The 25,852-nt window shown below is 48.4% G+C and carries 18 protein-coding genes; 6 read left to right on the forward strand and 12 right to left on the reverse strand.

What is annotated here, in order from left to right:
- Nucleotides 1-106 precede the first annotated feature (106 nt).
- Both F0316_RS07345 and F0316_RS07350 read left to right on the forward strand, forming a co-directional pair.
- Entirely contained in the window at nucleotides 107-778 is a 672-nt protein-coding gene (locus F0316_RS07345; RefSeq protein WP_001095848.1) for a Bax inhibitor-1/YccA family protein, read from the forward strand.
- A gap of 113 nt (nucleotides 779-891) precedes the next feature.
- The gene (locus F0316_RS07350; protein ID WP_000895407.1) at nucleotides 892-1,221 is read left to right on the forward strand and encodes a TusE/DsrC/DsvC family sulfur relay protein; all 330 of its coding nucleotides are present in this window, start codon (nucleotides 892-894) and stop codon (nucleotides 1,219-1,221) included.
- Nucleotides 1,222-1,286: 65 nt separating this feature from the next.
- On the opposite strand, the gene yccX is transcribed toward F0316_RS07350, so the two are convergent.
- A complete protein-coding gene (yccX, locus tag F0316_RS07355; RefSeq protein ID WP_000414771.1) occupies nucleotides 1,287-1,562 on the reverse strand; it encodes an acylphosphatase in 276 nt (91 codons plus the stop codon).
- Between the two features lie 245 nt (nucleotides 1,563-1,807).
- Between yccX and F0316_RS07360 the strand changes: the two genes are divergently transcribed.
- A complete protein-coding gene (locus F0316_RS07360; RefSeq protein WP_000186571.1) occupies nucleotides 1,808-3,001 on the forward strand; it encodes a class I SAM-dependent methyltransferase in 1,194 nt (397 codons plus the stop codon).
- Nucleotides 3,002-3,042: 41 nt separating this feature from the next.
- On the opposite strand, the gene F0316_RS07365 is transcribed toward F0316_RS07360, so the two are convergent.
- Nucleotides 3,043-5,973 (reverse strand): ligand-binding sensor domain-containing protein, encoded by a 2,931-nt coding sequence (locus F0316_RS07365; RefSeq protein WP_002023053.1) that lies wholly within the window; start codon nucleotides 5,971-5,973, stop codon nucleotides 3,043-3,045.
- Nucleotides 5,974-6,623: 650 nt separating this feature from the next.
- On the opposite strand from F0316_RS07365, the gene F0316_RS07375 reads away from it, so the two are divergent.
- Nucleotides 6,624-7,097, forward strand: a complete 474-nt coding sequence (locus F0316_RS07375; protein WP_000614591.1) for a peroxiredoxin — start codon at nucleotides 6,624-6,626, stop codon at nucleotides 7,095-7,097.
- Between the two features lie 105 nt (nucleotides 7,098-7,202).
- Here the strand turns inward: F0316_RS07375 and F0316_RS07380 are convergent, their stop codons facing one another.
- Nucleotides 7,203-11,198 carry a PAS domain-containing hybrid sensor histidine kinase/response regulator gene (locus tag F0316_RS07380; RefSeq protein WP_114725156.1) on the reverse strand — a complete coding sequence of 1,332 codons (3,996 nt, stop codon included), beginning with the start codon at nucleotides 11,196-11,198 and terminating at the stop codon, nucleotides 7,203-7,205.
- 121 nt (nucleotides 11,199-11,319) lie between these two features.
- Between F0316_RS07380 and F0316_RS07385 the strand changes: the two genes are divergently transcribed.
- Nucleotides 11,320-12,459, forward strand: coding sequence for a response regulator (locus tag F0316_RS07385; protein ID WP_000061358.1), 1,140 nt, complete (start codon nucleotides 11,320-11,322; stop codon nucleotides 12,457-12,459).
- Here the strand turns inward: F0316_RS07385 and maiA are convergent.
- Genes maiA through hppD form a run of 4 tightly spaced genes read right to left on the reverse strand, consistent with a single transcriptional unit; the run spans nucleotide 12,441 to nucleotide 16,313 of the window.
- Entirely contained in the window at nucleotides 12,441-13,085 is a 645-nt protein-coding gene (gene maiA, locus F0316_RS07390; RefSeq protein ID WP_172625985.1) for a maleylacetoacetate isomerase, read from the reverse strand. The two genes, F0316_RS07385 and maiA, sit on opposite strands and share 19 nt — an antisense overlap.
- The gene (locus F0316_RS07395; RefSeq protein ID WP_148523375.1) at nucleotides 13,085-14,104 is read right to left on the reverse strand and encodes a fumarylacetoacetate hydrolase family protein; all 1,020 of its coding nucleotides are present in this window, start codon (nucleotides 14,102-14,104) and stop codon (nucleotides 13,085-13,087) included. The genes maiA and F0316_RS07395 overlap by 1 nt, the downstream gene beginning before the upstream one ends.
- A gap of 6 nt (nucleotides 14,105-14,110) precedes the next feature.
- Nucleotides 14,111-15,247, reverse strand: coding sequence for a homogentisate 1,2-dioxygenase (locus tag F0316_RS07400; protein WP_000549758.1), 1,137 nt, complete (start codon nucleotides 15,245-15,247; stop codon nucleotides 14,111-14,113).
- Nucleotides 15,240-16,313, reverse strand: coding sequence for a 4-hydroxyphenylpyruvate dioxygenase (hppD, locus tag F0316_RS07405; protein WP_000969495.1), 1,074 nt, complete (start codon nucleotides 16,311-16,313; stop codon nucleotides 15,240-15,242). The genes F0316_RS07400 and hppD overlap by 8 nt, the downstream gene beginning before the upstream one ends.
- Nucleotides 16,314-16,772: 459 nt before the next feature.
- Between hppD and F0316_RS07410 the strand changes: the two genes are divergently transcribed.
- A complete protein-coding gene (locus F0316_RS07410) occupies nucleotides 16,773-17,879 on the forward strand; it encodes a tripeptidase T (RefSeq protein WP_000052821.1) in 1,107 nt (368 codons plus the stop codon).
- A 65-nt stretch (nucleotides 17,880-17,944) separates the two neighbouring features.
- Here F0316_RS07410 and F0316_RS07415 read toward each other — a convergent pair whose 3' ends face one another.
- The 5 genes from F0316_RS07415 to acnD all read right to left on the reverse strand — a co-directional run bounded on the left by F0316_RS07415 (nucleotide 17,945) and on the right by acnD (nucleotide 25,772).
- Complete coding sequence (locus F0316_RS07415) at nucleotides 17,945-19,342, reverse strand: bifunctional NUDIX hydrolase/phosphatase PAP2 family protein (RefSeq protein ID WP_001891844.1); 1,398 nt, start codon at nucleotides 19,340-19,342, stop codon at nucleotides 17,945-17,947.
- 80 nt (nucleotides 19,343-19,422) lie between these two features.
- Nucleotides 19,423-19,899 carry a GNAT family N-acetyltransferase gene (locus F0316_RS07420; protein ID WP_001284194.1) on the reverse strand — a complete coding sequence of 159 codons (477 nt, stop codon included), beginning with the start codon at nucleotides 19,897-19,899 and terminating at the stop codon, nucleotides 19,423-19,425.
- 173 nt (nucleotides 19,900-20,072) lie between these two features.
- Nucleotides 20,073-21,950 (reverse strand): propionyl-CoA synthetase, encoded by a 1,878-nt coding sequence (locus F0316_RS07425; RefSeq protein ID WP_172625986.1) that lies wholly within the window; start codon nucleotides 21,948-21,950, stop codon nucleotides 20,073-20,075.
- A 4-nt stretch (nucleotides 21,951-21,954) separates the two neighbouring features.
- Complete coding sequence (gene prpF / locus F0316_RS07430) at nucleotides 21,955-23,157, reverse strand: 2-methylaconitate cis-trans isomerase PrpF (protein WP_149560365.1); 1,203 nt, start codon at nucleotides 23,155-23,157, stop codon at nucleotides 21,955-21,957.
- 8 nt (nucleotides 23,158-23,165) lie between these two features.
- Nucleotides 23,166-25,772 (reverse strand): Fe/S-dependent 2-methylisocitrate dehydratase AcnD, encoded by a 2,607-nt coding sequence (acnD, locus tag F0316_RS07435; protein ID WP_149560366.1) that lies wholly within the window; start codon nucleotides 25,770-25,772, stop codon nucleotides 23,166-23,168.
- Nucleotides 25,773-25,852: the final 80 nt, after the last annotated feature.

A 25,852-nucleotide genomic window follows, 5' to 3' on the forward strand; every position in this document is an offset into this window, starting at 1 on the left:
CGATTTTGATTATTATTGAGTTAGACAGCACAAGGGGCTTGAAATTTATGGCATTGAGCCTCATAACTGTCCCTGTAGCAATCAGTACTTTTAATAGAGGAAAAGTATGAATACGCCAATGTTTACCAGAACTTCCAGCTTGGAACGTACTCTTGAAACCAACAAGGTTTTGAAGAATACCTACTTCCTGCTTTCCATGACCCTTGTCACCAGTGCGATTGCCGCAATGGCGACTATGGCTATCGGCATTTCTCCTATCGTTGCTTTGGTGATGCAGTTGGCTGCCATTGGCATTTTGTTTTTCGTGATGCCAAAAGCGATTAACTCATCATCAGGCCTAGTATGGACGTTCGTCTTTACTGGACTGATGGGGGGAGCTCTTGGTCCAATGCTGAATTTCTATGCGGCGATGCCAAATGGCCCAATTGTTATTGCGCAAGCACTCGGCCTGACTGGCATGGTATTTTTAGGTCTGTCGGCTTACACCATTACTAGCAAGAAAGATTTCTCTTTCATGCGTAATTTCCTGTTTGCTGGCTTGATCATTGTGATTGTTGCGGCATTGATTAACATCTTTGTTGGCTCAACGGTGGCTCATCTGGCTATCAGTAGCGTTTCTGCACTGGTATTTTCGGGTTTCATTCTGTTTGATACCAGCCGTATTGTGCGTGGTGAAGAAACCAACTATATCTCAGCAACGATTTCTATGTACTTGAATATCCTGAACCTGTTCACTAGCTTGTTGAGCATTCTGGGTATCATGAACAATAACGATTAATCGCTTAGATTGTTTTACGGTAAGCCCGATGAATTCATCGGGCTTTTTTATGCTTGAACCACACCTTGAGCTTCGCTACCCTATGCGCAAATTGACAACCACAGACACTCACCATGCTGGAATACCAAGGCAAAACTATCGACACTGACGCCCAAGGCTATCTTCTTGACTTTACGCAATGGGAAGAAGGGATGATCGCTCTTTTAGCAGAGCAAGAAGGGATTGAACTGACAGATGCCCACTTAGAAGTGGTTCATTTTGTCCGTCGTTTCTATGAGGAGTTTAAAACCTCCCCTGCTATTCGTATGTTGGTCAAAGCGATGGAAAAAGAGCACGGCCCAGAAAAAGGCAACAGTAAATATCTGTTTAAACTCTTTCCGAAAGGCCCCGCCAAACAAGCAACAAAACTGGCTGGCTTACCAAAACCGGCGAAGTGCTTATAAGATTTAAAAACTCCATAGCGAAGTCATCGTATTAGGCTTCGCTTTGACACTCTTCCGACTTAACACTATAGAATTTCAAACCCTGGATAGTCATAATCTGTATCACTGCTTAAGCGGCGCACTTGCCGAACGCTGGCAGTTTTAGGACCTTCTTGCAACCATAGATACAACTCTTCTAATCTTTCAGGTGTGCCACAAGCCACGACCTCTACATCTCCGTTATTGAGATTTTTTGCGTAGCCCGTTAAACCCAACTTCAGACCTTGATGAGACGTGTGATAGCGGAAACCCACACCTTGCACATGACCTGAAACGATAAACTTACTGCACTGTTTTTCCATTTTTTTCATCCTGATTTATGCCATTGTTCAGACCACAGAATGCTCTCTTCCCTGTGGCATAAGAAAGCCAGATTCATCGATACGACTTTAATGAAACTGGTTCAAGCATAGCCGAAATCCACGTTATCCCAAAAAGAGTTGATAACCCCTTACCTTCGAATCATAAGGAAGGGGCTTTTCTTTTGCTTTTCTTCATCAGTTCCACGACAATAGCCGCCCATTTCTATTTCCATCTGAGTAGCGTAATGACTCCTGCAATTTATTTGGTCAAAGGTCGAGACAAATCTTTGCGTCGTAAACATCCGTGGATTTTTTCTCGTGGGATCAGCAAAGTCGAAGGGACTCCTGAACTGGGAGAAACTGTCGATGTTTACTCCTTTGAAGGCAAATGGTTAGCCAAAGCGGCCTACTCACCGCATTCACAAATTACTGCGCGTGTCTGGAGCTTTGAACAAGAGCCGATTGATCGCGATTTCTTCATTAAACGCATCGAACAAGCACAATTATTGCGCAACGATATTATCGAACGTGATGGCTTAACCGGTTACCGTTTAATTGCCGCAGAATCAGACGGCTTACCCGGCATTACTATCGACAAATATCAAGATTATTTGGTCTGCCAACTACTGAGTGCCGGTGCCGAGTATCAAAAACAAACTCTGGTCGAGGCATTATTACATTGCTTCCCTGAGTGCCATATTTATGAGCGTTCCGATGTTGCGGTGCGTAAAAAAGAAGGGCTGGACGAGCGCGTTGGGGTACTGCACGGTGAATTACCACCTAAATCAGTCGTAATTGAAGAAAATGGCGTTAAGATCAGCGTCGATATTGTGGGTGGACACAAAACGGGTTTCTATCTGGATCAACGCGACAGCCGCTTCCAATCCATGAAATACGTTAAAGAGAAAGAAGTGCTGAACTGCTTCTCTTACACGGGTGGTTTTGGTTTATACGCACTCAAAGGCGGAGCTAAGCGTGTGATCAACGCAGATGTCTCTCAACCAGCCTTGGATACGGCTAAGTTCAATGCTGAATTGAACGGTTTCGATATCAGTAAAAAGCGTGCGGTGTTCTTGAATGCCGATGTATTTAAACTGCTGCGCGAATACCGCGACCAAGGCACACGTTTTGATGTGGTGGTGATGGATCCCCCCAAGTTTGCCGAATCTAAAGCCCAGCTGGATGGTGCATGCCGCGGCTATAAAGACATCAACATGCTGGCCATGCAGATCTTAAACCCAGGTGGCACCCTGCTCACCTACTCGTGTTCAGGGTTAATGGATCAAGTGCTATTTCAGAAAATTATTGCCGATGCGGCTCTCGATGCTGGACGCGATGTAAAGTTTGTTGAGCGTTTTGAACAAGCGGCCGATCACCCAACCGATACCGCTTATCCTGAAGGTTTTTATCTCAAAGGCTTTGCTTGTAAGGTTTTATAAGCGATGGCGTGAGCGAACGTTAGCAAGCATAGAAAGCGGTCTCAATGGAGGCCGCTTTTTACTTGCCACTCTTCACTTTTCACCACGCGGTTACGCCCGAGTTTCTTCGCCGTCAATAATGCATGATCCGCCAGCTTCAAAACGGTTTCATAACTCTCCGCCTGCTGCGCATCGGCAAAGCCAATACTCACTGTCACGTTTAATCCCGGTGCTACTGCAGACAAATCAACCTGTTCAATCTTACAACGCAGCTTTTCAAAATAACCCCAAGCTTGCTTAGGATCTCCTACATATAAGATGGTGAACTCTTCACCGCCCCATCTCGCCACTCGGGTTTTGTCGCCAACATACCCAAGTAACTCTTGTGATACCGCTACAATGGCTTGGTCGCCGATAATGTGCGAATAACGATCATTAATCTGCTTGAAGTGATCAATATCCAGCACCGCAATACTGACTTGCTGATCTGGATTTTGCAGACGAGAAAAGGCTTGTTTGAGGTACATATCAAATGCGCGGCGATTGGCAAGCCCAGTTAAATCATCTTCTTTCGAGAGTCTCTCAAACTTTTCCGCTTGTAGGCGCAATTTTTGGGTTTGCAGCGCAACCTGCTCAACGAGATACAACTCACGCCGTTTCAAAATACGAATTCGCCACATCACCAGTGACACCGCCAGCGCCAAAAACAGCATGCCAGCCATGACAATCACCTCTTTACGCTGCCACCAATGAGGTTCAATGATAAATACGTAACTAAACGTGGCATCATTCCACTCACCATACGGATAACGGGCGCTGACAAAGAATCTATATTTACCCGGCGCTAAATTGGTGTATTCCGCTTGGGTACTATGGCCCCGATATGACCAATCTCGATCGAACCCTTCAAGTTTCGTGCGATATTGCAAACGCTCTGACATCACAAAACCTAGCCCCACGTATCCGAAGCTCACCCGATTGGTTCCAGCCGCAGCAATGTACTGCTGATCAGGATTGATAATCTCGCTGTCAAAACTGACCGATTCGAGAACGACCGGTAAACGCAGTTCACTCAGTTGCTGCAGACGCTGCACCTTGATGCTCGCCACCCCTTTCGCAGTGGCAAAAAGCAGCTCACCATTTGGCAAACTTGCAGACGCAGGGTTGGTCCCTCCATTCGCCTGACTGGTTGCCATGCCATCACCTTCATCAAAATGTTCGAATTCAAGCTGTGTGCTCATGCCATCAGCGACCGCTAACATCTGATCATAGTTGAGCTTCCATACCCCACGGTTGCTGGATAACCACACATGCCCTTCACTATCACGTAGCATTTGGAAGAATTTATCGATTGGTAAGCCTGCGGTACGACCGACAAGGGAAACGCTTGCATCACTCAAGCGATAACGCACGATGCCTCTGTCTGTGGCCATCCAGACATAATCGGATTCCATGTAGAAGCCAAACACATACTGTGCTTGCTCTTGCTTAGTAAGATCAACCGGACGAATTTTGCCTTGAGCATCAAAATAAGCCACACCAACGGCACTACCAACCCACAGCTTCCCTTCCGAATCCAAAGCGAGTGCCATGATGTAATCATCAGGCAAGGGGGAGTTGTTTTTGTTGTATGTCGTCAGCACACCTTGCGGCGTTCTTTTGACAATACCATTTGAAGTACCAATCCAAAGATTATCTTGTGAATCGGTGATGATGGCTCTGACTTCGCTGCTTGGCAAACCGTTATTTTCATCCAGCACAGGACGCAACTGGCCGTTTTGCCAAAGGAGCAATCCTTTTTGTACCGTTCCAACCCAGACTTTTTCACCTTGCTGGTCTGCTTTGGCCAGACTGAGTATCGAAGGACGAGCACCGACTTGAGGCATTAACGCGCTATGTGCCAAGCCCTCTTCAATAATGCTTAATCCACGACTGGTGCCGACCATGACTCGTCGGTCATCTAGAGGCAACAAGGTTCGGACATAATCGCCCACTAATCCTTTATCACTGTTGATATTAATGAAAGGCGCATCACGCAGTCGCATAATGCCAGCATTGGTCCCCACCCATACACTGCCTTCGATATCCTGATACCAAGAAAGCACTCGGCTATAAGGCAAACCTCGACTAGGCTCCAAAAATTGCAGTTGCTGATTTTTCAAACGTGCAATGCCGCGATTAACCGTGCCAATCCACCAGTTCCCGGCACGATCTTGCTCCGCCAGCGTCACCACTTCTTTTTCAAGCGGTACAAACAACGATTGGAAGCCTTCTTCAGTATTGATCCAAACACCTTGATCTGTTGCCACGACAAGTTCTTGATTCAAACTGATGGAAATATAGTTAATTCGCTCATAGCGCCCAATCGGCAGTTCCATGGCTGACGCTTGCCAATCATTAAAGCGATACAACCCTTTATCGGTGGCCGCAAAAATCACTCCATGCTGATTTTTTACTAAACGATACACACTGGCATCAGTCAGTAACCATCGATCAGGCCCATAGAGGTTATTACCCAAATAAGGTCGAACGACCACACCGAGACCTTCAATCGCGAGCCACAAGTTTTGCGCATCATCAATCAATGCACCATTGACTAAACTGGGCGCAGAACGAAAAGATTGCCAGCCATAACTCTGTCTGTGCGTGATACTCCCTCGAGCACCAGCCACCAACAACCCATTGTTGTCCATGGGTAATAAGGTGCGAGTTCCGGAGTCAACCATTCCAGTTTGTGGATTGCGATCAAACACTTGAAAATTGATGCCGTTATATCGCACCACGCCTTCCCAAGTGGCAAACCACAAATAACCATCGCGTGTCTGGGCAATACTATTAATACTGTTGTGCGGTAAACCATCAGTGGAAGTCCACGTCTCCACGAAATAGTCCGAAATATGTTCGACTACGGCATAAGCAGATGAACTGATGATCAGCAAAAACACTGAACAGATCTGCACTCCGCAGCAAGCTAAAAGCCTAATTCCTGTCATTATTCTAATGGTCCTTTATACTGGAAGACCGCCCCTTTAGGGTCTTATACACCTTGAACTTGAAGCGGCAGCGGTATTGGCGGCAACCCCAAGTTGTTTAGGTATAATGGCTTCCAGCATTAAGCTGGATAATCTTATTATTCGCTGATCATCTGGGCGTGAGCCAAGTGCACCATCACCAATGATGAAAAGCGGTTTTTTATTTTGAAGCCTAGCTTTCCTTTACTCACTTATCATAAAAAGTGATTCAGGTTTTAGTGACATTGCATGACGACAACGATATCCATTCAGGTACTTGGCTGTACCCATCCTTTTTATTATCCGCCAAGGTTTCGTTACTTATTCTTTCGTCGTCAATCGAAGTGGTGGATTATCTAATTTCTGATCACACTATTCACCGTGTTTTTCTCATTTTTGTCGCACACAATTCATTATAAAAAATAAACTTTATTGTCGAACTTTGCCAAGATTTCAACCGAAAGAGTGAACATGCGCATCCTATACTGAAACAGTATGTCGATCCTCTAAAATATATCCCCAATAACACTCTGTATTTGTTTGCTCGATAAGGGGCTACACTACGGCTAGACTCATTCCGAGCTAGGGCTCGAAATCGTGTAGAGATATACCACCTTCATAAGGAAAACATAATGATTCAAATCGGACAAACCTTACCAGATGTTCAACTGAGCCAAAGAACCAGTGAGGGTACACTGACTCACTCTGTAACCACCTTGTTTGCTAACAAAAAAGTCGTACTGTTTGCCGTTCCAGGTGCTTTCACTCCGACTTGCTCAGAAGCACATCTACCTGGCTATGTCGTCTTGGCAGACAAATTCAAAGAGAAAGGCGTCGATATGATCGCTTGCGTTTCAGTTAACGATGCTTTTGTGATGAAAGCGTGGGGCGAAGCGCAAAATGCGAGCGAAATTACCATGCTGGCTGATGGCGACGCGAGCTTCACTAAAGCCTTAGGTCTCGAAATGGACACAGGTAACTTTGGTGGCGTGCGCTCGCAACGCTACGCCATGGTTATTGAAAATAACGTAGTCACTCTGCTCAATGTTGAGCCACCAAAAACCTTTGAACTGAGCAAAGCAGAAACTGTACTAGCCAGTTTGTAATTCTAGTCCTCAAAAACCCGACACTGGATCTTTTGACCGCGTGTCGGGTTGATCGCCTTTCTTGAACAACTCTCGTTGCAAACCTTGAACACTATTACTTTAAAGCTACTGGCTTAAACGCTCACCGCTTAACTGCGGATAGCTGGCTAATAGCGTCTTTGCCTGCTCAAAATCAAAATCTTCAATTGCAGAAATTAAGGCGGCTTGCTGCGCCGAATCCCACTGGGAAACTTGGCGAATGGACTTACTCAGGCTTAATGCGGTGACATCATAATCATTGATCGCCTGTTGCAACTGCTGATACCACAAACCCCAATCTAGGTTCTCCGCCAATAGCGGCTCTTTATGCTGATGTTCCCACGCAGAGAGTTCATCATCGACTTGGGTTAGCAAGCTTTGAGCTTGTTGAAGCTGCTCAAGCGAAGGTGGGACTTGCTGCTCTAGACTCTGCTCCATCTCTGCCGCCAACTGAGCTAAAGCTTCCAATCCTAAATTCGCGGCAGAACCTTTCAGAGTATGAGCCACTCGGGTCGCAGAGCTCCAGTCTTGCGCTTCGATTAGCCCTGTTACACTGTTCAGCTCATCAACTTGGCTATCGATAAAGTGACGCAGAATTTCAAAATAGCGTTGTTGATTGCCCCCAATCCGGAAGATAGCTTGTTCCAAATCAACGCCCGTCAACTGAGGCAGATCCAACAAAGCGTTCATAGCAGGTTTTGATGCGCTGGGTTTATTTGGGGAATGCGATGAAAAGCTCTGCTCATCACTCACCTGAAGAAAATGCCTGAGTACCTGATAAAACTTATCCACTTCAATCGGTTTGGAAAGATGATCATTCATGCCTGCTTGCAAGCAGCGTTCAATATCTATCGCCATCGCATTAGCGGTCATAGCAACGATGGGTAAGCTCTGCCACCGCGGATTGGCTCGAATATGCTCAGTCGCGGTGATCCCATCCATGACCGGCATCTGCATATCCATTAACACCAGATCAAAATCGGCATGCTCTAACCTCTCAAGCGCTTCTTGACCATGATTGGCGACCACGACATTAAGGCCAGTGTCTTGGAGTAGGCCAAGCGCAACTTCTTGGTTCACCTCATTATCTTCGACTAACAACAGACTCTGGCCGACAAAATTCGGCCTGCTGTTGTGATGCGCTTCGTTCGTTTTATGGCGTACATGCTCAATTCCATAACTGGTCACAATCGCATCCAGCAGATTCGAGGGATTAACCGGTTTGACAATTAAAGCGTCAACCAACTTGCTGTTTTCGCCTTCAAGGTTAATCTCACGTCCATAAGCCGTCACTAAAAAGCTCTTCATGTGCCCACGAAGGCCGAGGGTTTTCACTCGCGTCAGTAGCTCAATGCCATTCATACCAGGCATGTTCCAGTCAACAAACAACATATCAAAGGGTTTCTGTTGAATTTCCGACAGCGCCTCAAACCCATTACTCACCGTTACGACGTTAAAACGCATAGCGGTCAGTAAAGAGTCGAGAATGTGGCGAGCAGAATCATTATCATCCACCACTAACACTCGCTTATCCGCTAGGCCATGCACAGGTTGGGAAATATCACGCATTTTGGCATCTTGCAGACCACACACCACAGAAAACTCAAAGGTGGAACCTTTACCTTCTTCACTATGAACGGTAATTTGCCCTCCCATAAGCTCGACCAATTGCTTACTGATACTCAACCCAAGCCCAGTGCCCCCATATTGACGCGTAATGCTGTTATCTGCCTGCGAGAAAGCATCGAACAAATCGTCCAGCTTGTCTTGGGCAATGCCAATCCCTGTATCTTTGACGGCAAATCGCAGCGTGACTTGCTGTTCATTCAATTGGCTCACTCGTGCAGACAGTACAATTTCGCCTTGTGAGGTAAACTTCACCGCATTACCACACAGATTGACCATCACTTGACCAAGCCTAAGTGGATCGCCAATCAGCCCTAGTGGGATGTGCGGGTCGATATCCATCAAAAACTCAATGCCTTTCTCTTGGGCTTTCAATGAGACGACTGCCGTCACATTATCCAGCACATCATCAAGATTGAAATCGATCCGTTCTACATTGAGTTTACCCGCCTCCATTTTGGAAAAGTCGAGAATGTCATTGATGATGCCCAGTAAGTTTTTGGCGGATTCATTAATACGAGTCACGTATTTGCGTTGTGTCGTATCGAGTGGGGTATTCAATGCCAGATGTGCCATACCCAAAATTGCATTCATTGGGGTTCGGATTTCATGGCTCATATTCGCTAAGAAGTCACCTTTGGCCTGACTCATCGCGTCCGCCGCCTCTTTGGCTTTGCGGAGTTCATCTTCCATCTCTTTGCGTTCGGTCATATCCAACAAAATACCGACGATACCATTGACCTTGTCCGCACGATCGCTAAAAGACGCCTCGTAAACCAGCATTTCACGCTGAACACCCGTGTAATCGACCAAAGAAACTTCGTAATTTTGGCTACTTTGTTGCTGAGTCAACACTTGGTGCGCCGCAGCAAAGCGCTCTGCAACCTCAGCGGGGAAAATCTCTTGCGGCTCTTTATCAATCACTTCGTTATTGTATAAACCCATGAGATCCAAGAACTTGGCATTGACAGTGAGGAATTTACCATCTGCACTCAAGCAGTACATCGGGTTGGGTGTAGCATCGAGGATCTCTTGATTGAGCTGTGATTGTTCAAGCACTTTTCTTTCTGCCAAACGTTGCTGCTCCGCATTTTGGCTAAGTTGAATCGCGACAGAGAGATCGTCAAGCATCTGCGATAACCAATGGTATTGCTGCATTGTCAGCATGCCTACAGTTCCTAACTCCAGTAACGCTATCGGCTGATTATTGACCTGTAGAGGTAGGTAATACACCTCATTGAGTGCAATCACTCCTGAGGTAGAAACCACTTGGAAGTTGCCATTGAGGGACTTCATTGCATAAGGCTTGCCCGAACGCAGCACACTATAATGCGTTGTCGTTGGATCACTGTAGTCACGTTGTGCAGACTCCGACTGACCAACACCGGCAATGCGTGTCAGTACACCATTTTGATAGAGATAAAGACCTATCAGTTCAACGGGGAAGTGGTGCAGTAAAAACTGTGTCACCTGATTGCACAAGGCTTCCGTGGTCGGATGGTTGCGAATGATGATGTTGAAGTCTTTCACCAAGGTATTAAAACTGAGCTGCTCGGCAATATGGTGAAACACCACATTCAAACTATCGATAAAGCGTTGTAATTCGCCATACGCTTTTTGAGTCAGGGTAAATTTATAATCTTCACTGCGAACTTGTCTCACCACCGTTTTCAGTAAAATACTCAATGGCGCAATATAAATAACCCAAAGTAGCATGAAAGAAGCGATGATGACCAACAGTGATAAACTGACTAAAACTAAATTAACTCGTTCATAAAATTGCGCTTTTTCATCAGCCGCTCGCACTTCAGATTCAATACGATCTACGATATTGGAGTGCGCAGATCCAATTGCAGCCATAATTTTAGCTTTCTCGAGAAAATACTTTTCGCTATAAAGCAAAGAACGGGCAAAGTTAAGATCAGGTTCCCCGGTGTAGCGGTATTCCCCCGCAAACTCTCTCTTCCACCCCTTCACCGCCATGAAGGCTTCACGCTCCAATGCGACTAACTGATCCGATAACGATAAAGCATTTTGTAATTCAAGAAACTCGACCGACCCAATGCCGGATTGACGAATGCGTTCAATCAATGTGGGATAGCGCTGATTAGCGTTTGGTGTAAGTTCACTCGAATCGTTAAGTACAACTACATCCCAAAACTCGTAATCATTATTGCTTGGTGCTGGCAGTTTGCCATTACGGACATTCAAAACTTGGTTAAACATACGCAACCATCGCTCATTGCCAGTGCTAGCATACGCTCGGGCAAACTTAGTCAAGTGGTCTGAGCTTTGTTTTAACTCTTGAGATAGACGATAAAAGTGAAAAAGCTGCTCGCTGTATTGATGGCTCTCTAGCCTAAGATCTGCGACTTGCCGAGTCACTTTAAACATGGCAACCGCCAATATCGCCATCATGCAAAACAGTAGTACGAACATCGCTTTTATCGAGCGCATGCCATCTCCTTCTCTACACAGGATTTTGTATAACCTATTTTCAAAGTTTAGCTATAGTTTAAGCAACTCATGTCACTTTAATCTTAAATGCCTAAACTTTGTGATGAATAGGATGTTTCACATGTCAATGGAAGACCTTAGCCAATGCACGATACTGATCGTCGATGACTCGCCAGACAATATCGCCTTTATGTCGCAAGGGCTGGCACAGTACTATCGAATCAAGGCTGCTCGCTCAGGAAAAGTGGCACTCGAGATTTTGGCGCAATACCCTATCGATCTGGTTTTACTCGATATTGTCATGCCAGAAATGTCGGGCTATGAGGTAATTAATCAAATCAAACATAACCCGCATACCGAGCATATTCCGGTGATTTTTCTTACAGGTAAAAGTAATCCCGAAGATGAGCAATTAGGCTTTGAGCTTGGTGCCGTTGATTACGTTTTTAAACCGGTCAGCATTCCGCTGCTGAAATCGCGCGTTCACACTCACTTACAAAATAAGCGCTCTAAAGACATTTTATTGAATCAAAACGATTATCTGGAAACCGAAGTGCTGCGACGGTCCGGAGAGTTGGATCGCATGCAAGATGCTGTGGTGTTTGCGCTGGCCAGTCTTGCAGAAACACGCGATCCGGAGACAGGTAATCACCTACTGCGTACCCAACATTACGTGAAAGTATTAGCCCAGCGTCTCGCCACCACGGACAAATACCGAGATGTACTGAGCCCGACCGTGATTGATACTTACTTTAAAGCGGCACCGTTGCACGACATAGGTAAAGTCGGCATTCCCGACAATATTCTGCTCAAACCGGGCAAATTGACCCCAGATGAGTTTACCACTATGCGCAATCACGCCTTGCTGGGTAAGCTTGCTCTCGAAAAAGCGGAGAAACTTTCCGGAGCCTGTACCGCGCTCATCAATGTCGCAAAAGAAATTGCCATGGGTCATCATGAAAAGTGGGACGGTTCAGGTTATCCACTAGGACTCAAAGGCGACGATATTCCTCTGAGTGCCCGCTTGATGGCTCTCGCCGATGTGTATGACGCTTTGATTTGCCGCCGCGTTTATAAAGAACCGATGAGTCATGAAGAGGCCAAAGCGATCATTTTACAAGGCCGAGGTTCACATTTTGACCCTATGGTGATTGATGCCTTTTTAATAGAAGAGCAGAACTTCATCGACATTGCACAAAAGTTTGCCGATGAAGAATCTGCTATGGTACCGATTCAACTGGGTCAACAAGCGTCAGGCTGATTTTCTGGAGCAGCCTGCGCAAACGCAGGCAAAGCACGTAACCTTGCTGCGATCTGCTGTAAGGTGGGATAACGACTCATATCGAGATCAAATCGCTCAGCGTTATAAACTTGAGGCACTAAACAGACATCGACCAGAGACAAGCGATTACCCACACAATATTCCCCTGCCGTATAGCGCAATTTCTCTTCCAAACCTTGAAAACCTTTATCAATCCAGTGGCGATACCAACGATTTTTTTCTTCATCGGCCACACCAAGCTTTGCGGTAAGATACTGCAAAATCCGCAAGTTATTGAGCGGATGGATATCCGCTGCGATGTCTAACGCTAACGCTTTCACCTGATAACGCTCGGCACCTCGCTCTGGGATCAAACGGGGGTCGGGATAGGTTTCATCCAAATACTCAATAATCGCCAGCGATTGATTCAAGCAGAGTTCACCATCGATAAGCACAGGAATCAACTCGTTAGGATTGAGGCGATGAAACTCGGCATGATGCTGCTCCCCTCCCTCACGGCTGAGATGCACGGCGCGTGACTCGTAAACCAACTGTTTAATATTGAGGGCAATACGCACTCGATAGGCGGCTGACGAACGCCAATAACCATAGAGAATTAAACTCATCACACTTCCTTGTTGTACTGCATCACCTGTTGCTCAATCGCACCAAAAATACTCTGTTGCTGTGGATTGAGCATCTCAATTCGCACCGTATCACCATAGCGCATGAAGGATGTTTTAGGCTCACCATCACGCAGCGTTTCTATCATTCGCAGCTCAGCAATGCATGAATACCCTACGCCACCTTCACGGATTGCACTGCCATAATCGGTTCCCTGCTTATTGGAAACGGTGCCCGACCCTATGATCGAGCCCGCACACAGTGCTCGTGTTTTCGCTGCATGAGCGATTAACTCTGGGAATGAAAAAGTCATATCCACGCCGGCATTGGGACAGCCAAACAGTTCGTGGTTATAGGTGGTACGTAATGGCAGGGCAAGGCGCGCGCCATCCCACGCCTCACCAAGCTCATCTGGAGTCACCGCGACAGGTGAAAAAGCCGAAGAAGGTTTGGATTGATAGAAACCAAACCCTTTAGCGAGTTCGTTGGGTATCAGACCACGCAGTGACACATCATTGACCAGCATCAGTAGCCGAATGGCCTGCGCCGCTTCTTGCACTGAGCTTCCCATCGCCACATCGGCAGTTACCACCGCCACTTCTGCTTCAAAATCGATTCCCCACGCTTCATCGCTCATCAGGATCGGACTCCGCGGGGCTAAAAACGTATCTGATCCCCCTTGATACATCAGAGGATCCGTCCAGAAACTGGCGGGCATTTCTGCGCCACGCGCTTTGCGCACCAATTCAACGTGGTTAACGTAAGCGGAACCATCCGCCCAATGATAGGCTCTAGGCAACGGAGATAAACACTGCTCTGGGTCGAACAAACGGGCAGTAATAGTACGTTCATTCAGTGCGAAATAGACATCTTGTAACGATGCCACCACCGCATCCCAATTATCCAACGCCTGCTGTAAAGTACTGGCAATCTCAGGTACCGCAACACAAAGGGTTAAGTCACGGCTGACAACCACCAACTGGCCATCTCGCGTACCATTATTCAGGGTCGCTAACTTCATATCGCCCTACTCCTTTTTACTCTGCCAACTGTAAACATACTGACGATTTTCCACCTGCTGCGCTGCGTCACTAAACTGTAGCGCATGGCGGGTATCAATCATGACCGCCACTTCATCGGTGAATTTTTTGCGATATTCCAAGCCTGCTTGGAACGCTTTCGGATGGGGGCCGTGAGTAAAACCCGCAGGGTGGAAGGTCACCATGCCGGCTTCAATATTATCGCGGCTGAAAAAATCGCCAGCGTGGTAAAACAGCACTTCATCATAATCATCATTGTTGTGATAAAACGGCACTTTCAGCGCGCCGGGATCACTTTCAATGGGACGAGGGACAAAAGTACACACCACAAAACCTTGGCCGACAAAGGTGGTATGTGCCGAAGGCGGAAGATGGTAGCGATGCGACATCAGCGGGCGAATATCACGCCAGTTGAGGCGCACGACAGAGAGATCGCCATGCCAACCCACCGCATCCAAAGGATTAAACGGGAAGGTGATGGTGCTTAGCTGCCCATGACGCTTCACCTGCACTTGCGTCTGCTGCTCAGAATATTGTGCGCGGAATTGATCATTGATCGAAGGCACGTCCAACACCGCAGGGTCAAAGACCGCGTGATTGCCGACTAAGCCTTTTTCGGGTAACGCATAAGCAGCATCGGTGTTTTCAATCATCAAAATAAACAAGGGCTCAATCGGCTCTAGACGCCAGTTGGTCGAGCGCGGGATCAGCACATAGTCGCCATCACTGACGACCATATGGCCATAGTCACAATAGAGATCCGCTTTACCTTGATGGATAAACAGCAGCTCATCACCATCGGCATTGCGCGCCAACGCTGGCATAGCTTGCTCTAGCTTCCACACCCGCACTTTCACTTCATGGTTGTGCAGTAACAGGGGCACTTGCCAAGGAGACAAAGCATGGATCCCTTGCACATGATTGAAGTTGAAGGCGCGTGGACGCAGTTCGCCTTCCCACTCGCTCCAACCTGTCGGTGCATGTTGATGATGAAAATGCGCTGCGGGGCCAAAAAAGCCACTGCGCCCCGCTTCACGTTCGTAAATCGCCTGCTCTGGGAAATCCGCATGCGCCTGCCTTGAACAAGTGCCTTCACGATGCGGAAAAGTGATCCATTTATGCATCAGTCAATACTCCACGGCGGATCTGATCTTCTTCAATCGATTCAAACAGCGCTTTGAAGTTACCTTCACCAAATCCTTGATTACCTTTGCGCTGAATGATTTCAAAGAACACAGGCCCAATCACAGTTTGAGTGAAGATTTGCAGCAAAATGCCATCTTTCATCGGTGCACCATCAATCAAAATACGTAAGTCACGCAGTGCTTGCACATCTTCTTGATGTCCCACCACTCGCTGATTCACCTTGTCGTAATAGGTGTCCGGCGTGGGCATAAAGTCCATGCCACGTTCACGCAAGGTTTTCACAGTGTGGTAAATATCCTCGGTACTGAGCGCGATATGCTGGATACCTTCACCTTTGTACTCACGAATAAACTCTTCGATTTGCGATTTATCGTCAGAGGACTCGTTGATCGGAATACGGATTTTGCCACAGGGCGCGGTCATGGCTCGGCTCACCAACCCCGTCAGTTTGCCCTCGATATCAAAGTAGCGAATTTCACGGAAGTTACCAATCCGCTCATAAAAACCGGCCCACAGGTTCATGTTGCCACGTTTCACGTTGTGGGTGAGGTGGTCAATTTCATACAACCCCACTTGCGCTTTGGCAAGGCGCTCTTTGCTATCAGGGTAGAAATGAAAATCGACATCATAGATGCTGCGATCGCCATAACGATCCACAAAATAGAGCAAGCTATCGCCAATCCCGATCACCGCCGGAATGCTTAACTCCATAGGCCCAATCTCAGTTTTGTACTCGACGGCACCATTGGCCTGCGCATGCTTGAGAGCAATCGCCGCGTCTTTCACGCGAAACGCCATCCCGCATACCGAAGGGCCATGCTGTTTAGCAAACGCTTCAGCTTGGCTACGAGGCTGTGCGTTGACAATAAAGTTGATGTCACCCTGACGATACAGCCAAGCTTCTTTAGAACGGTGTTTAGCAATTTCGGCAAAGCCCAGAGAGGTGAAGAGGTGTTTGAGGCTGGCAATGCCCTGCTCATCAGCGGCAGTATATTCCACAAATTCAAAGCCATCTGTACCGAGTGGGTTTACGCTATCCATCATCATCGTTTCCTTGGTGTGTTGAGTTGAAGTAACCATGGCTGAAATAATTCATAAAGAAAATCCCAGCTCTGCAAATGGTTTAACTCACCCCAAACCATCAAAAGGTAACAATTTTATTACATTCAACACATCTAAGATCAACGCCACAAAAACCCTTGCCCTAATCCTACAAAATTTAAACACAACCCATTGAATATTAATAAATAGTTAAAATTTCATGTCTAAATTTCGTGAATTCACACTCGCCTAAGGGGAGTAAAGCCAGGCTTACAATGTAACAATATTGTTACTTTCAATTCATGCCAGACGTGGCTGGAACCTCTCTATTGACACCATTAAGTCTTGCAACGCTCTGGTTTCTATTTCCCTCTGGTTTTCAGGCTTTTTTTGATTTAACGCATCATCAGTCAAGTCAATTGCAGGCATGGTGACAACTTCTGTTCCCTAAGAGGTATTCCTATGAGTCTGATTAATACCCAACGCCTTGTTGACCACTTCCTGCAACTGATTCAGATCGATAGCGAATCGGGCTATGAAAAAAAGATTGCTGAAACGCTCGCGGAGCAACTGGGCGAACTTGGTTTCACCGTACATAAACTCCCTGTTCCGGCGGAGGTGTCAAACGGCTTTAACCTGTATGCCCGCCTAGAAGGCACACTCAATGACAGTATTCTGTTTAGTTGCCACATGGATACGGTTAAACCGGGTATCGGCATTGAGCCTGTGATTGAAGATGGCATTATCCGTTCCAAAGGCAACACGATTTTGGGTGGCGATGACAAATCTGGCATTGCCGCGATCCTTGAAGCGGTACGTGTTCTGCGCGATAGCCAGCAAGCGCACAAAACCATTGAGATTGCTTTCACTGTGCATGAAGAAGGCGGTCTGAAAGGTTCTGAGCATTTTGATATGAGTAAGGTGCAAGCAGAGAAAGCGATTGTTCTCGACACAGGCGGCCCAATCGGCACTATCGTGCGTGCAGCACCGGGTCAGCAAAAAATCGTCGCACTGATCAAAGGTAAACCCGCTCATGCTGGTTTGGTACCGGAAGATGGGATCAGCGCCATTGCGGTGGCCGCTGATGCAATTACTCAAATGAAACTGCTGCGAATTGACGAAGAAACCACGGCTAACATCGGTATTGTGCAGGGCGGTCAAGCGACGAACATTGTGATGCCTGAGCTGAAAATCGTGGCGGAAGCGCGTTCACTCAACGATGCCAAACTCGAAGCGCAAGTTCAGCACATGATTGAAACTTTTGAACGTGCCGCGGAAAAGCATGGCGCAACCGTTGAGATTGAATCGACTCGCGCTTACAACGCCTTTAAGTTGGAAGAAGATAACGCGCATATCCAAGCGATCAAAGCGAGCTTTGAAACAATCGGTATTGAGCCGAAAACCAAGCTGAGTGGTGGTGGCAGCGATGCCAATAATTTCAATGCGAAAGGGTTAACTACGGTAAACCTCTCAACCGGTATGGCTAAAGTGCATACTACTGAAGAGTACATCGCGATTGCGGATATGGTGAAAATTGCCGAATTCGTCTGCGCTTACACTACCGCCTAATCAAGTACTTGAGTCATCAATAAAAACCGGAAGCAAATGGCTTCCGGTTTTTATTTAAACTGATTTTAATATGTGGAACTTACTATCGGAGCTTTTAAGCCGCGGCGAGCCAATAACACAAACAGTAAAATCAGCACGGGATAGCGCAGAGTTTCACCCACTAACATATAGAATGAACTGTGATTGAAGGGCTCAATCAACAAGGAGATTCCCTGATCGGCTAACAGTAACAGCGCGATCATTAGCAACACCCCACGCAATGAAAGCGTTGAAGAGCTTGGTGTTAAGAGGGTCACTAGACCAGAGATCGTCACCAATAACGCAAGCCATTGCGTAAAAATGGGTTGCGGCCAGATGATAGCAAGGATCACGCAAGCGACGGTCAATCCCCACCAAACCGACTTAGAGCAAAGTAGGCTCTCGACATTCACACCCGGTTTTAAATCGAGGCGAATAATGTGCCAAGCAACCAAGGCTCCCACTAAGGTACCAGTGGCAAGATCACTGAGAAAAGCACTACCCGAATAAAAAGAAGCAAATGAGAGCCAAGCAAACAGACCGACCCACACACGCATCACCCAACGCTGAGTGAACTCTTGTTGCACATGCCACAGCAGCACACCTAAGCAGCTCCAAAGCGCGATAGGCAAATTCGGGAAGGCAAAGCCGTAGCTTGGAAACAGCTCTAATGCAGGTTGGTAAACATGTGGTCTTGGTAACGCGAACCCCTGCTGAGCGACGAGGCACAGCAAGGATGTGACCGACATAGCAAACAGAATCTTGTAACAATAAGGTTTGCCAAGCTGCCAATAGAGCAAAGGAAACAGAACCAAAGCGACCACGGGAAGATTAAAAATCATCCCGCTTAAGATCAGGTTTTGTAACCAAGGCATACTCTTTTTTAGTTGGGCGACACCATGTTGTAATTGCCCCAACCACTCTAATTCCACCTGCTGAAATTGAGGAGCCGCTTTATGGAGCTCTGCCACATAATCTACCGCTTGCTCTTGGCTTACTTTGAATAAATCGGCAATAAAAGACCACTGTTCTGGATAACGATACTGCTCAGCCTTGATGAAACTTGGATTAACCAACATGGCAGAAACGGTTTCTACCCCATAATCCGGCGCAAACCAGATCGGCAGTTCATACCCTCCAAAACCATTTTGGTAAGAGTAAGCGATCACCTGAGATTCACTGACGCATTCATAGACTACCGCGGTCGATGTCTGGCCAATCAGGCGTCCAACAGAAACCACCATGCCAGTCTCTTGCCATGTTTCACGCTGAGCCGCCATTTGGGGTGTTTCACCCGCTTCAATCGTACCGCCGGGCAAGGAGAGTTTTCCGGTGAGCACTTCTTGGGTCATCACTAATTTATGATCACCACGGATCAGACATAAAGCGCCGCGATAAGCTGCCTCTTCTTCTTGGCTAGATAACGCCGAAAAAGAAAGCCCCATGCAGAATGTGAAACCCAACATTAACCAAAATGCGCGAACATGTGCCAACAAGATTGTTTCCTTTAAAAAAACGAACTGACCTAAACCAGCGGTTTACGCAACCAGTGAATATGCTGAACGAAACCAGCACACTGATAAAAATCTTGGGCAGACTGGTTAAAGTCCCAGACTTCAACAAACATCTGTTTTACCCCGTAATCTTTGAAAACCCGCTCTAATTTATGACATAGCTGACTGGCAATCCCTTGTCCACGAAAGGCCGGAAGCACATAAAGCTCATCGACACTTCCCATTGCAACCGCCTGACTCACGGTCGAAACCAGCTCACAAAAATGGCCCGTAATAAAGCCCACCACCTGCTCACCTTGTTTGGCGACATACACCAAACACTGCGGGTCATCCAAATAACGGGCAATACTCTTCTCTTGTTCAATCTCTTCCGCGGTCTTGAAATGTTCAGGGCATTGTTGATGGTGTTCATCATGCAGCTCAAACATCAACTGGTTGAGTTGTTGTAAATCTGCACTGCTTGCCGAAGAGAGTGAGATATTGGCCATTTTGTGATTTTTATCAATTTATAGTGGGGCGAAATTGTATATGAAGCTCGGAAAAAAATCAGCTTTCACTGTGGGGATTTTGTGCAATCAGATTGTTATCTGTGTCACAGAGATGAGATAGGCCATTAAAAAGTGCTCCATGAGGAGCACTTTATGTTTTGTTCATTGCATTTTCAGTGCTGAAACAGGTTTTCCAGCTCATTGAGGCTCATGGGATCGTCAATAGTCGACGGAATGGTGTAACTCTCACCATCGGCGATTTGGCGGATGATACGCCGTAAAATTTTGCCGGATCGCGTCTTCGGTAAGCGTTCGACCACTATGGCATGCTTAAAGCAAGCCACCGCACCAATTTGATTGCGCACACTGGCGACCAGCTCTTGCTCCAACGTTTGCGCATCAATCTTCACTCCATCTTTGAGCACCACTAAACCCAGTGGCAACTGCCCTTTCAGCTCGTCGTGGACGCCAATCACCGCACATTCCGCGACAGCCGGATGCGCGCCGACAATCTCTTCCATCTCGCCTGTCGATAGTCGATGCCCCGCAACGTTGATCACATCATCAATGCGTCCCATGATGAAGAGATACCCGTCGTCATCAAGATAACCGCCATCACCGGACACGTAGTAACCGGGGAATTGCGCCAAATAGCCCGACTCAAAACGGTCATGGTTGCGCCACACGGTTGGCAGGCAGCTTGGTGGCAGTGGCCGTTTCAGTGCGACAAAACCTTGCTGATTGGCGGGCATGTTTTCGCCAAGCTCATTAAGAATCTCCACCTGATAACCGGGGATCGGTTTGGTTGCCGAGCCCGCTTTGATGGGCATAGATTCAAGACCGGTGGGATTTCCAGCAATCGCCCACCCCGTTTCTGTTTGCCACCAGTGATCAATCACTGGCTTGCCGGTTTTGGCTTGTACCCATTCCAAGGTCGGCGGGTCAAGCCGCTCTCCGGCCATAAAAATGGTGGTTAACGCCGACAAATCGTACTGTTTTACATAATCGCCATTTGGATCTTCTTTTTTGATGGCACGAAACGCGGTCGGCGCAGAAAACAGTGCGGTGACTTGGTACTCCTGACACACTCGCCAAAACGCGCCGGGGTCGGGTGTGCGTACCGGTTTACCTTCATACAAAATGGTGGTGCAACCGTGAATGAGCGGCGCATACACAATATAGGAGTGACCGACTACCCAGCCCACATCCGAAGCTGCCCAAAACACTCCATCTTGCGGCATGTTGTAGATGATCTGCATTGAATACTTGAGCGCAACCGCGTGGCCGCCATTATCGCGCACCACGCCTTTCGGTTTGCCTGTGGTGCCTGATGTGTAGAGGATATACAGCGGATCGGTGGCGAGCACAGGCACACAGCCGTGCGGCGTGGCCGATTGCACGACCGTATTCCATTCCAAATCGCGTGCATGAGTGAGCTCGGCACGGCATTCGCTGCGCTGATAAACCAAGACTTTTTCAGGTTTCCAGCGGCTATCCATAATGGCTTTATCGACCATGGGCTTGTAGGGAATCACCTTATTGATTTCCACGCCGCATGAGGCGGTCATGATCACTTTCGGCTCCGCATCTTCAATCCGAACTGCCAGCTCATTCGGTGCAAAGCCACCAAACACCACCGAGTGAATCGCGCCCAAACGCGCACAAGCCAGCATCGCCATCGCCGCTTCTGGGATCATCGGCATGTAGATGATCACGCGATCACCCTTGCTCACCCCCTGTGCGGCCAGCATACCAGCAATTTTCGCGACACTGTCACGCAGTGCCGAGTAACTGTAGCGCTGCTTTTTGCCTGTCACAGGCGAATCATAAATCAGCGCCGTGTGATCACCACGTCCTTGTTCACAATGATAGTCGAGTGCTAACCAACAGGTATTGAGTACACCATCGGGAAACCAGCGCTCAATACCGTGCTCGTCATTGGCCAAAATGGTTTGCGGCGGTTGAAACCAGTCGATCAGCTGCGCTTGTTTGCGCCAGAAGGCTTCGGGCTGCTCTTTCGCCCATTGATATTGCTCTTGATAGGCAGACATCGCATTACTCCTTGCTCTCACTGAGGGCAGCGTAATTTTCGGGAACGCGTACCCATCCTTCCATTAGAATTCTGGCGCTGCGACTCATGATCGCGCGCTCTATTTGCCAGCCTTGTTCACCTTGCTTGGCTTTCGCTCCGACTTTTAACGTGCCGGAGGGATGACCAAAAGTGACTGACGTACGCTCACCGCCCCCGGCAGCCAAATTGACCAGCGTGCCCGGAACGGCGGCGGCAGAGGCAATCGCCACAGCGGCCGTGCCCATCATGGCGTGATGCAGCTTGCCCATCGAGAGCGCGCGCACCAACAGATCCACCGAATCCGCTTCTACTCGCTTACCGCTTGAAGCTAAGTAACTTTTAGCGCCACTGACAAAAGCAATTTTTGGCGTGTGCTGACGGTTTTGCGCTTCTTCAATGCGCTCAATCAGACCCATTTTCAGTGCGCCATAAGCGCGTAGCGTTTCAAACTTGGCCAAGGCTTGTGAGTCACTATTGATAGCATCTTGCAGCTCAATGCCTTGATAGCCGAGCGCTTCAGCATCCACAAAAATGGTTGGAATGCCCGAGTTGATGAAAGTTGCATTGAACGTACCGACACCCGGCACTTGCAAATCATCCATCACATTACCAGTTGGGAACATAGCGCCGCTGTCATCCGCAGGATCAACAAAATCAACCTGCACTTCGGCAGCCGGAAAGGTCACGCCATCGAGTTCAAACTCACCGCACTCCTGCACTGCGCCATTGACTATCGGCACATGCACCACAATGGTTTTGCTGATGTTGACTTGCCACACTTTCACCGCCACTACGCCATTATGCGGAATGCGCTCAGCAGGAATCAGCCCAGCATGGATTGCAAACGGCCCCACCGCAGCGGAAAGATTGCCGCAGTTTCCGCTCCAATCGACAAACGGCTTATCTATCGCCACTTGCCCGAACAAATAATCCACATCGTGATCAGCACGCGAACTGGCACTGACAATCACGGTTTTGCTGGTGCTTGATGTCGCGCCGCCCATGCCATCAATCTGCTTGCCGTAAGGATCTGGGCTACCAATCACTCTCAGCAACAATGCGTCACGAGCCGCACCAGGAAGCTGCGCTTCAAGCGGCAAATCGTTCAGACGGAAAAACACCCCTTTACTGGTTCCCCCACGCATGTAGGTGGCAGGAATACGAATTTGTGACACTGTCTCGTTCATACTGCCTCCTACTGCGCCAAAAAATCTTGCGCGAAGCGTTGCAACACACCACCCGCTTGGTATACGTGCACTTCATCGGCTGTGTCTAAGCGACACGTCACCGCCACATCGAGCCTTTCGCCGTTTTGTCTGGTCACGACTAGCGCTAAATCGGCACCGGGCTTGATCTCACCCACCACATCAAACAGCTCAGTACCATCGAGCGCTAACGAGTGGCGATTGACGCCCGATTTAAATTCCAACGGTAGTACGCCCATCCCAACCAAGTTGGTGCGGTGAATGCGCTCAAAGCCTTCGGCCACAATCACTTCAACGCCAGCTAAACGCACACCTTTGGCCGCCCAGTCGCGTGATGAACCTTGGCCGTAATCCGCTCCCGCAATCACAATCAGCGGTTGTTTGCGGTTCATGTAGGTTTCAATCGCTTCCCACATGCGGGTTACTTTGCCTTCCGGCTCAATACGCGCGAGAGAACCTTGTTTGATCTGCCCGTTTTCTTTGACCATTTCGTTAAACAGTTTCGGGTTGGCAAACGTGGCGCGCTGCGCAGTCAGGTGATCACCGCGGTGGGTAGCGTAAGAGTTAAAATCTTCCTCCGGCACGCCCATTTTAGTTAGGTATTCTCCAGCCGCGCTGCTCGCCAAAATGGCATTGGAGGGCGATAAATGATCGGTCGTGATGTTGTCACCCAAAATCGCCAGTGGTCGCATGGCTTTCAAGGTTCGCGGCGCCGCGAGCGCGCCTTCCCAATACGGCGGACGGCGAATATACGTACTCATCGGCCGCCAGTCATACAGCGGTGAGCTCGCGCTTTGCGTCTCATCGAGTTTGAACATCTGGATATAGATCTGCTTGAACTGCTCCGGTTTCACCGCGCGGCCGACGACGGCATCAATCTCTTCATCACTTGGCCATAAGTCATTGAGATAAATCGGCTTACCTTGCGCATCGTGACCCAGCGCGTCACGCTCAATATCAAAACGCATCGTGCCTGCTATCGCGTAAACCACGACCAGTGGCGGCGAAGCCAAAAACGCTTGCTTGGCATATGGATGGATACGGCCATCAAAGTTGCGGTTACCAGACAGCACAGCTGTTGCGTAGAGATCGCGTTCAATAATTTCTTGTTGAATGGCAGGGTCGAGCGCACCGCTCATGCCGTTACAGGTGGTACAGGCATACGCCACAATCCCAAAACCAAGCTGTTCGAGTTCAGAGAGCAGCCCAGCCTCTTCCAAGTACAATTTGGCGACTTTCGAGCCCGGCGCGAAAGAGGTTTTCACCCAAGGTTGGTGTTTAAGGCCGAGCTGATTAGCTTTTTTGGCGAGCAGCCCTGCCGCAACCACGTTACGCGGGTTACTGGTGTTGGTGCAGGAAGTGATGGCGGCGATGATCACCGCGCCATCAGGCATCAAGCCCTCTGCTTGTTGTGCGTCTCGTTGCTGAGCAGGTATGGCAATGCCGCGCGCGCTCAGTTCCTTGGTCGGCAAACGGCGATGCGGATTGGAAGGCCCCGCCAAATTGCGCTCAACGCTGGAGAGATCAAACTCCAGCACACGTTCGTATTCAGCGTGCTCTAAGCTGTCCGCCCATAAACCTGCGGCTTTGGCGTAGCTTTCGACCAAAGCGACTTGCTCTGGCTCGCGGCCAGTGAGTTTTAAATATTGAATGGTCTGTTCATCAATGTAGAACATGCCGGCGGTCGCGCCGTATTCCGGCGTCATATTGGAGATGGTCGCGCGATCGCCGATGGTCAGCGCTTTCGCTCCTTCGCCAAAAAATTCCAGATAGGCCGAGACCACGCGCTCACGGCGCAGAAATTCAGTTAAAGCCAACACAATATCGGTTGCGGTAATACCTGGTTGGCGCACTCCGGTCAGTTTCACGCCGACAATGTCTGGCAAGCGCATCATGGAAGGGCGACCGAGCATTACGGTTTCCGCTTCAAGGCCGCCCACACCAATTGCCAGCACACCGAGTGCATCAACGTGCGGCGTATGGCTATCCGTGCCTACGCAAGAATCAGGGAAAGCCACACCCTCTTTCACCTGTATCACCGGCGACATTTTTTCGAGGTTGATCTGGTGCATGATGCCATTACCGGCGGGGATCACGCTGACGTTTTTAAACGCGGTTTTACACCACTCGATAAAATGGAAGCGATCTTCGTTGCGTCTGTCTTCCACCGCACGGTTTTTCTCAAACGCATCAGGATCGCAGCCGGAATATTCCACCGCCAACGAGTGATCAACAATCAGCTGAGTCTCCACCACAGGATTGACTTGCGCGGGGTCGCCGCCTTGTTCGGCAATCGCATCACGCAAGCCCGCCAAATCAACCAACGCGGTTTGGCCGAGAATATCGTGGCACACCACGCGCGCGGGATACCAAGGGAAATCAAGATCGCGTTTACGCTCGATAATTTGCAGCAGACTTTCGCTCAATTGTTCCGCTGGGCAGCGGCGAACCAAGTTTTCGGCCAGAATACGTGCCGTGTAAGGCAAAGTTTGGTATGCGCCCGGTTTTAACGCCTCGACCGCCGCGCGCGTATCAAAAAAATCGACCTGAGATTGCACAGGGCTTGGCAATAAGGCTTTACGATACAGACTGTTCATGTTTTTGCTTCCATTGCTTAGCAACTAAAAGATAGGAACTAAAAGATGCTGCTGGCCATTCAAATGGCTCTGAACCCTCC

This window comes from Vibrio cholerae (assembly GCF_008369605.1).
Taxonomy (GTDB): domain Bacteria; phylum Pseudomonadota; class Gammaproteobacteria; order Enterobacterales; family Vibrionaceae; genus Vibrio; species Vibrio cholerae.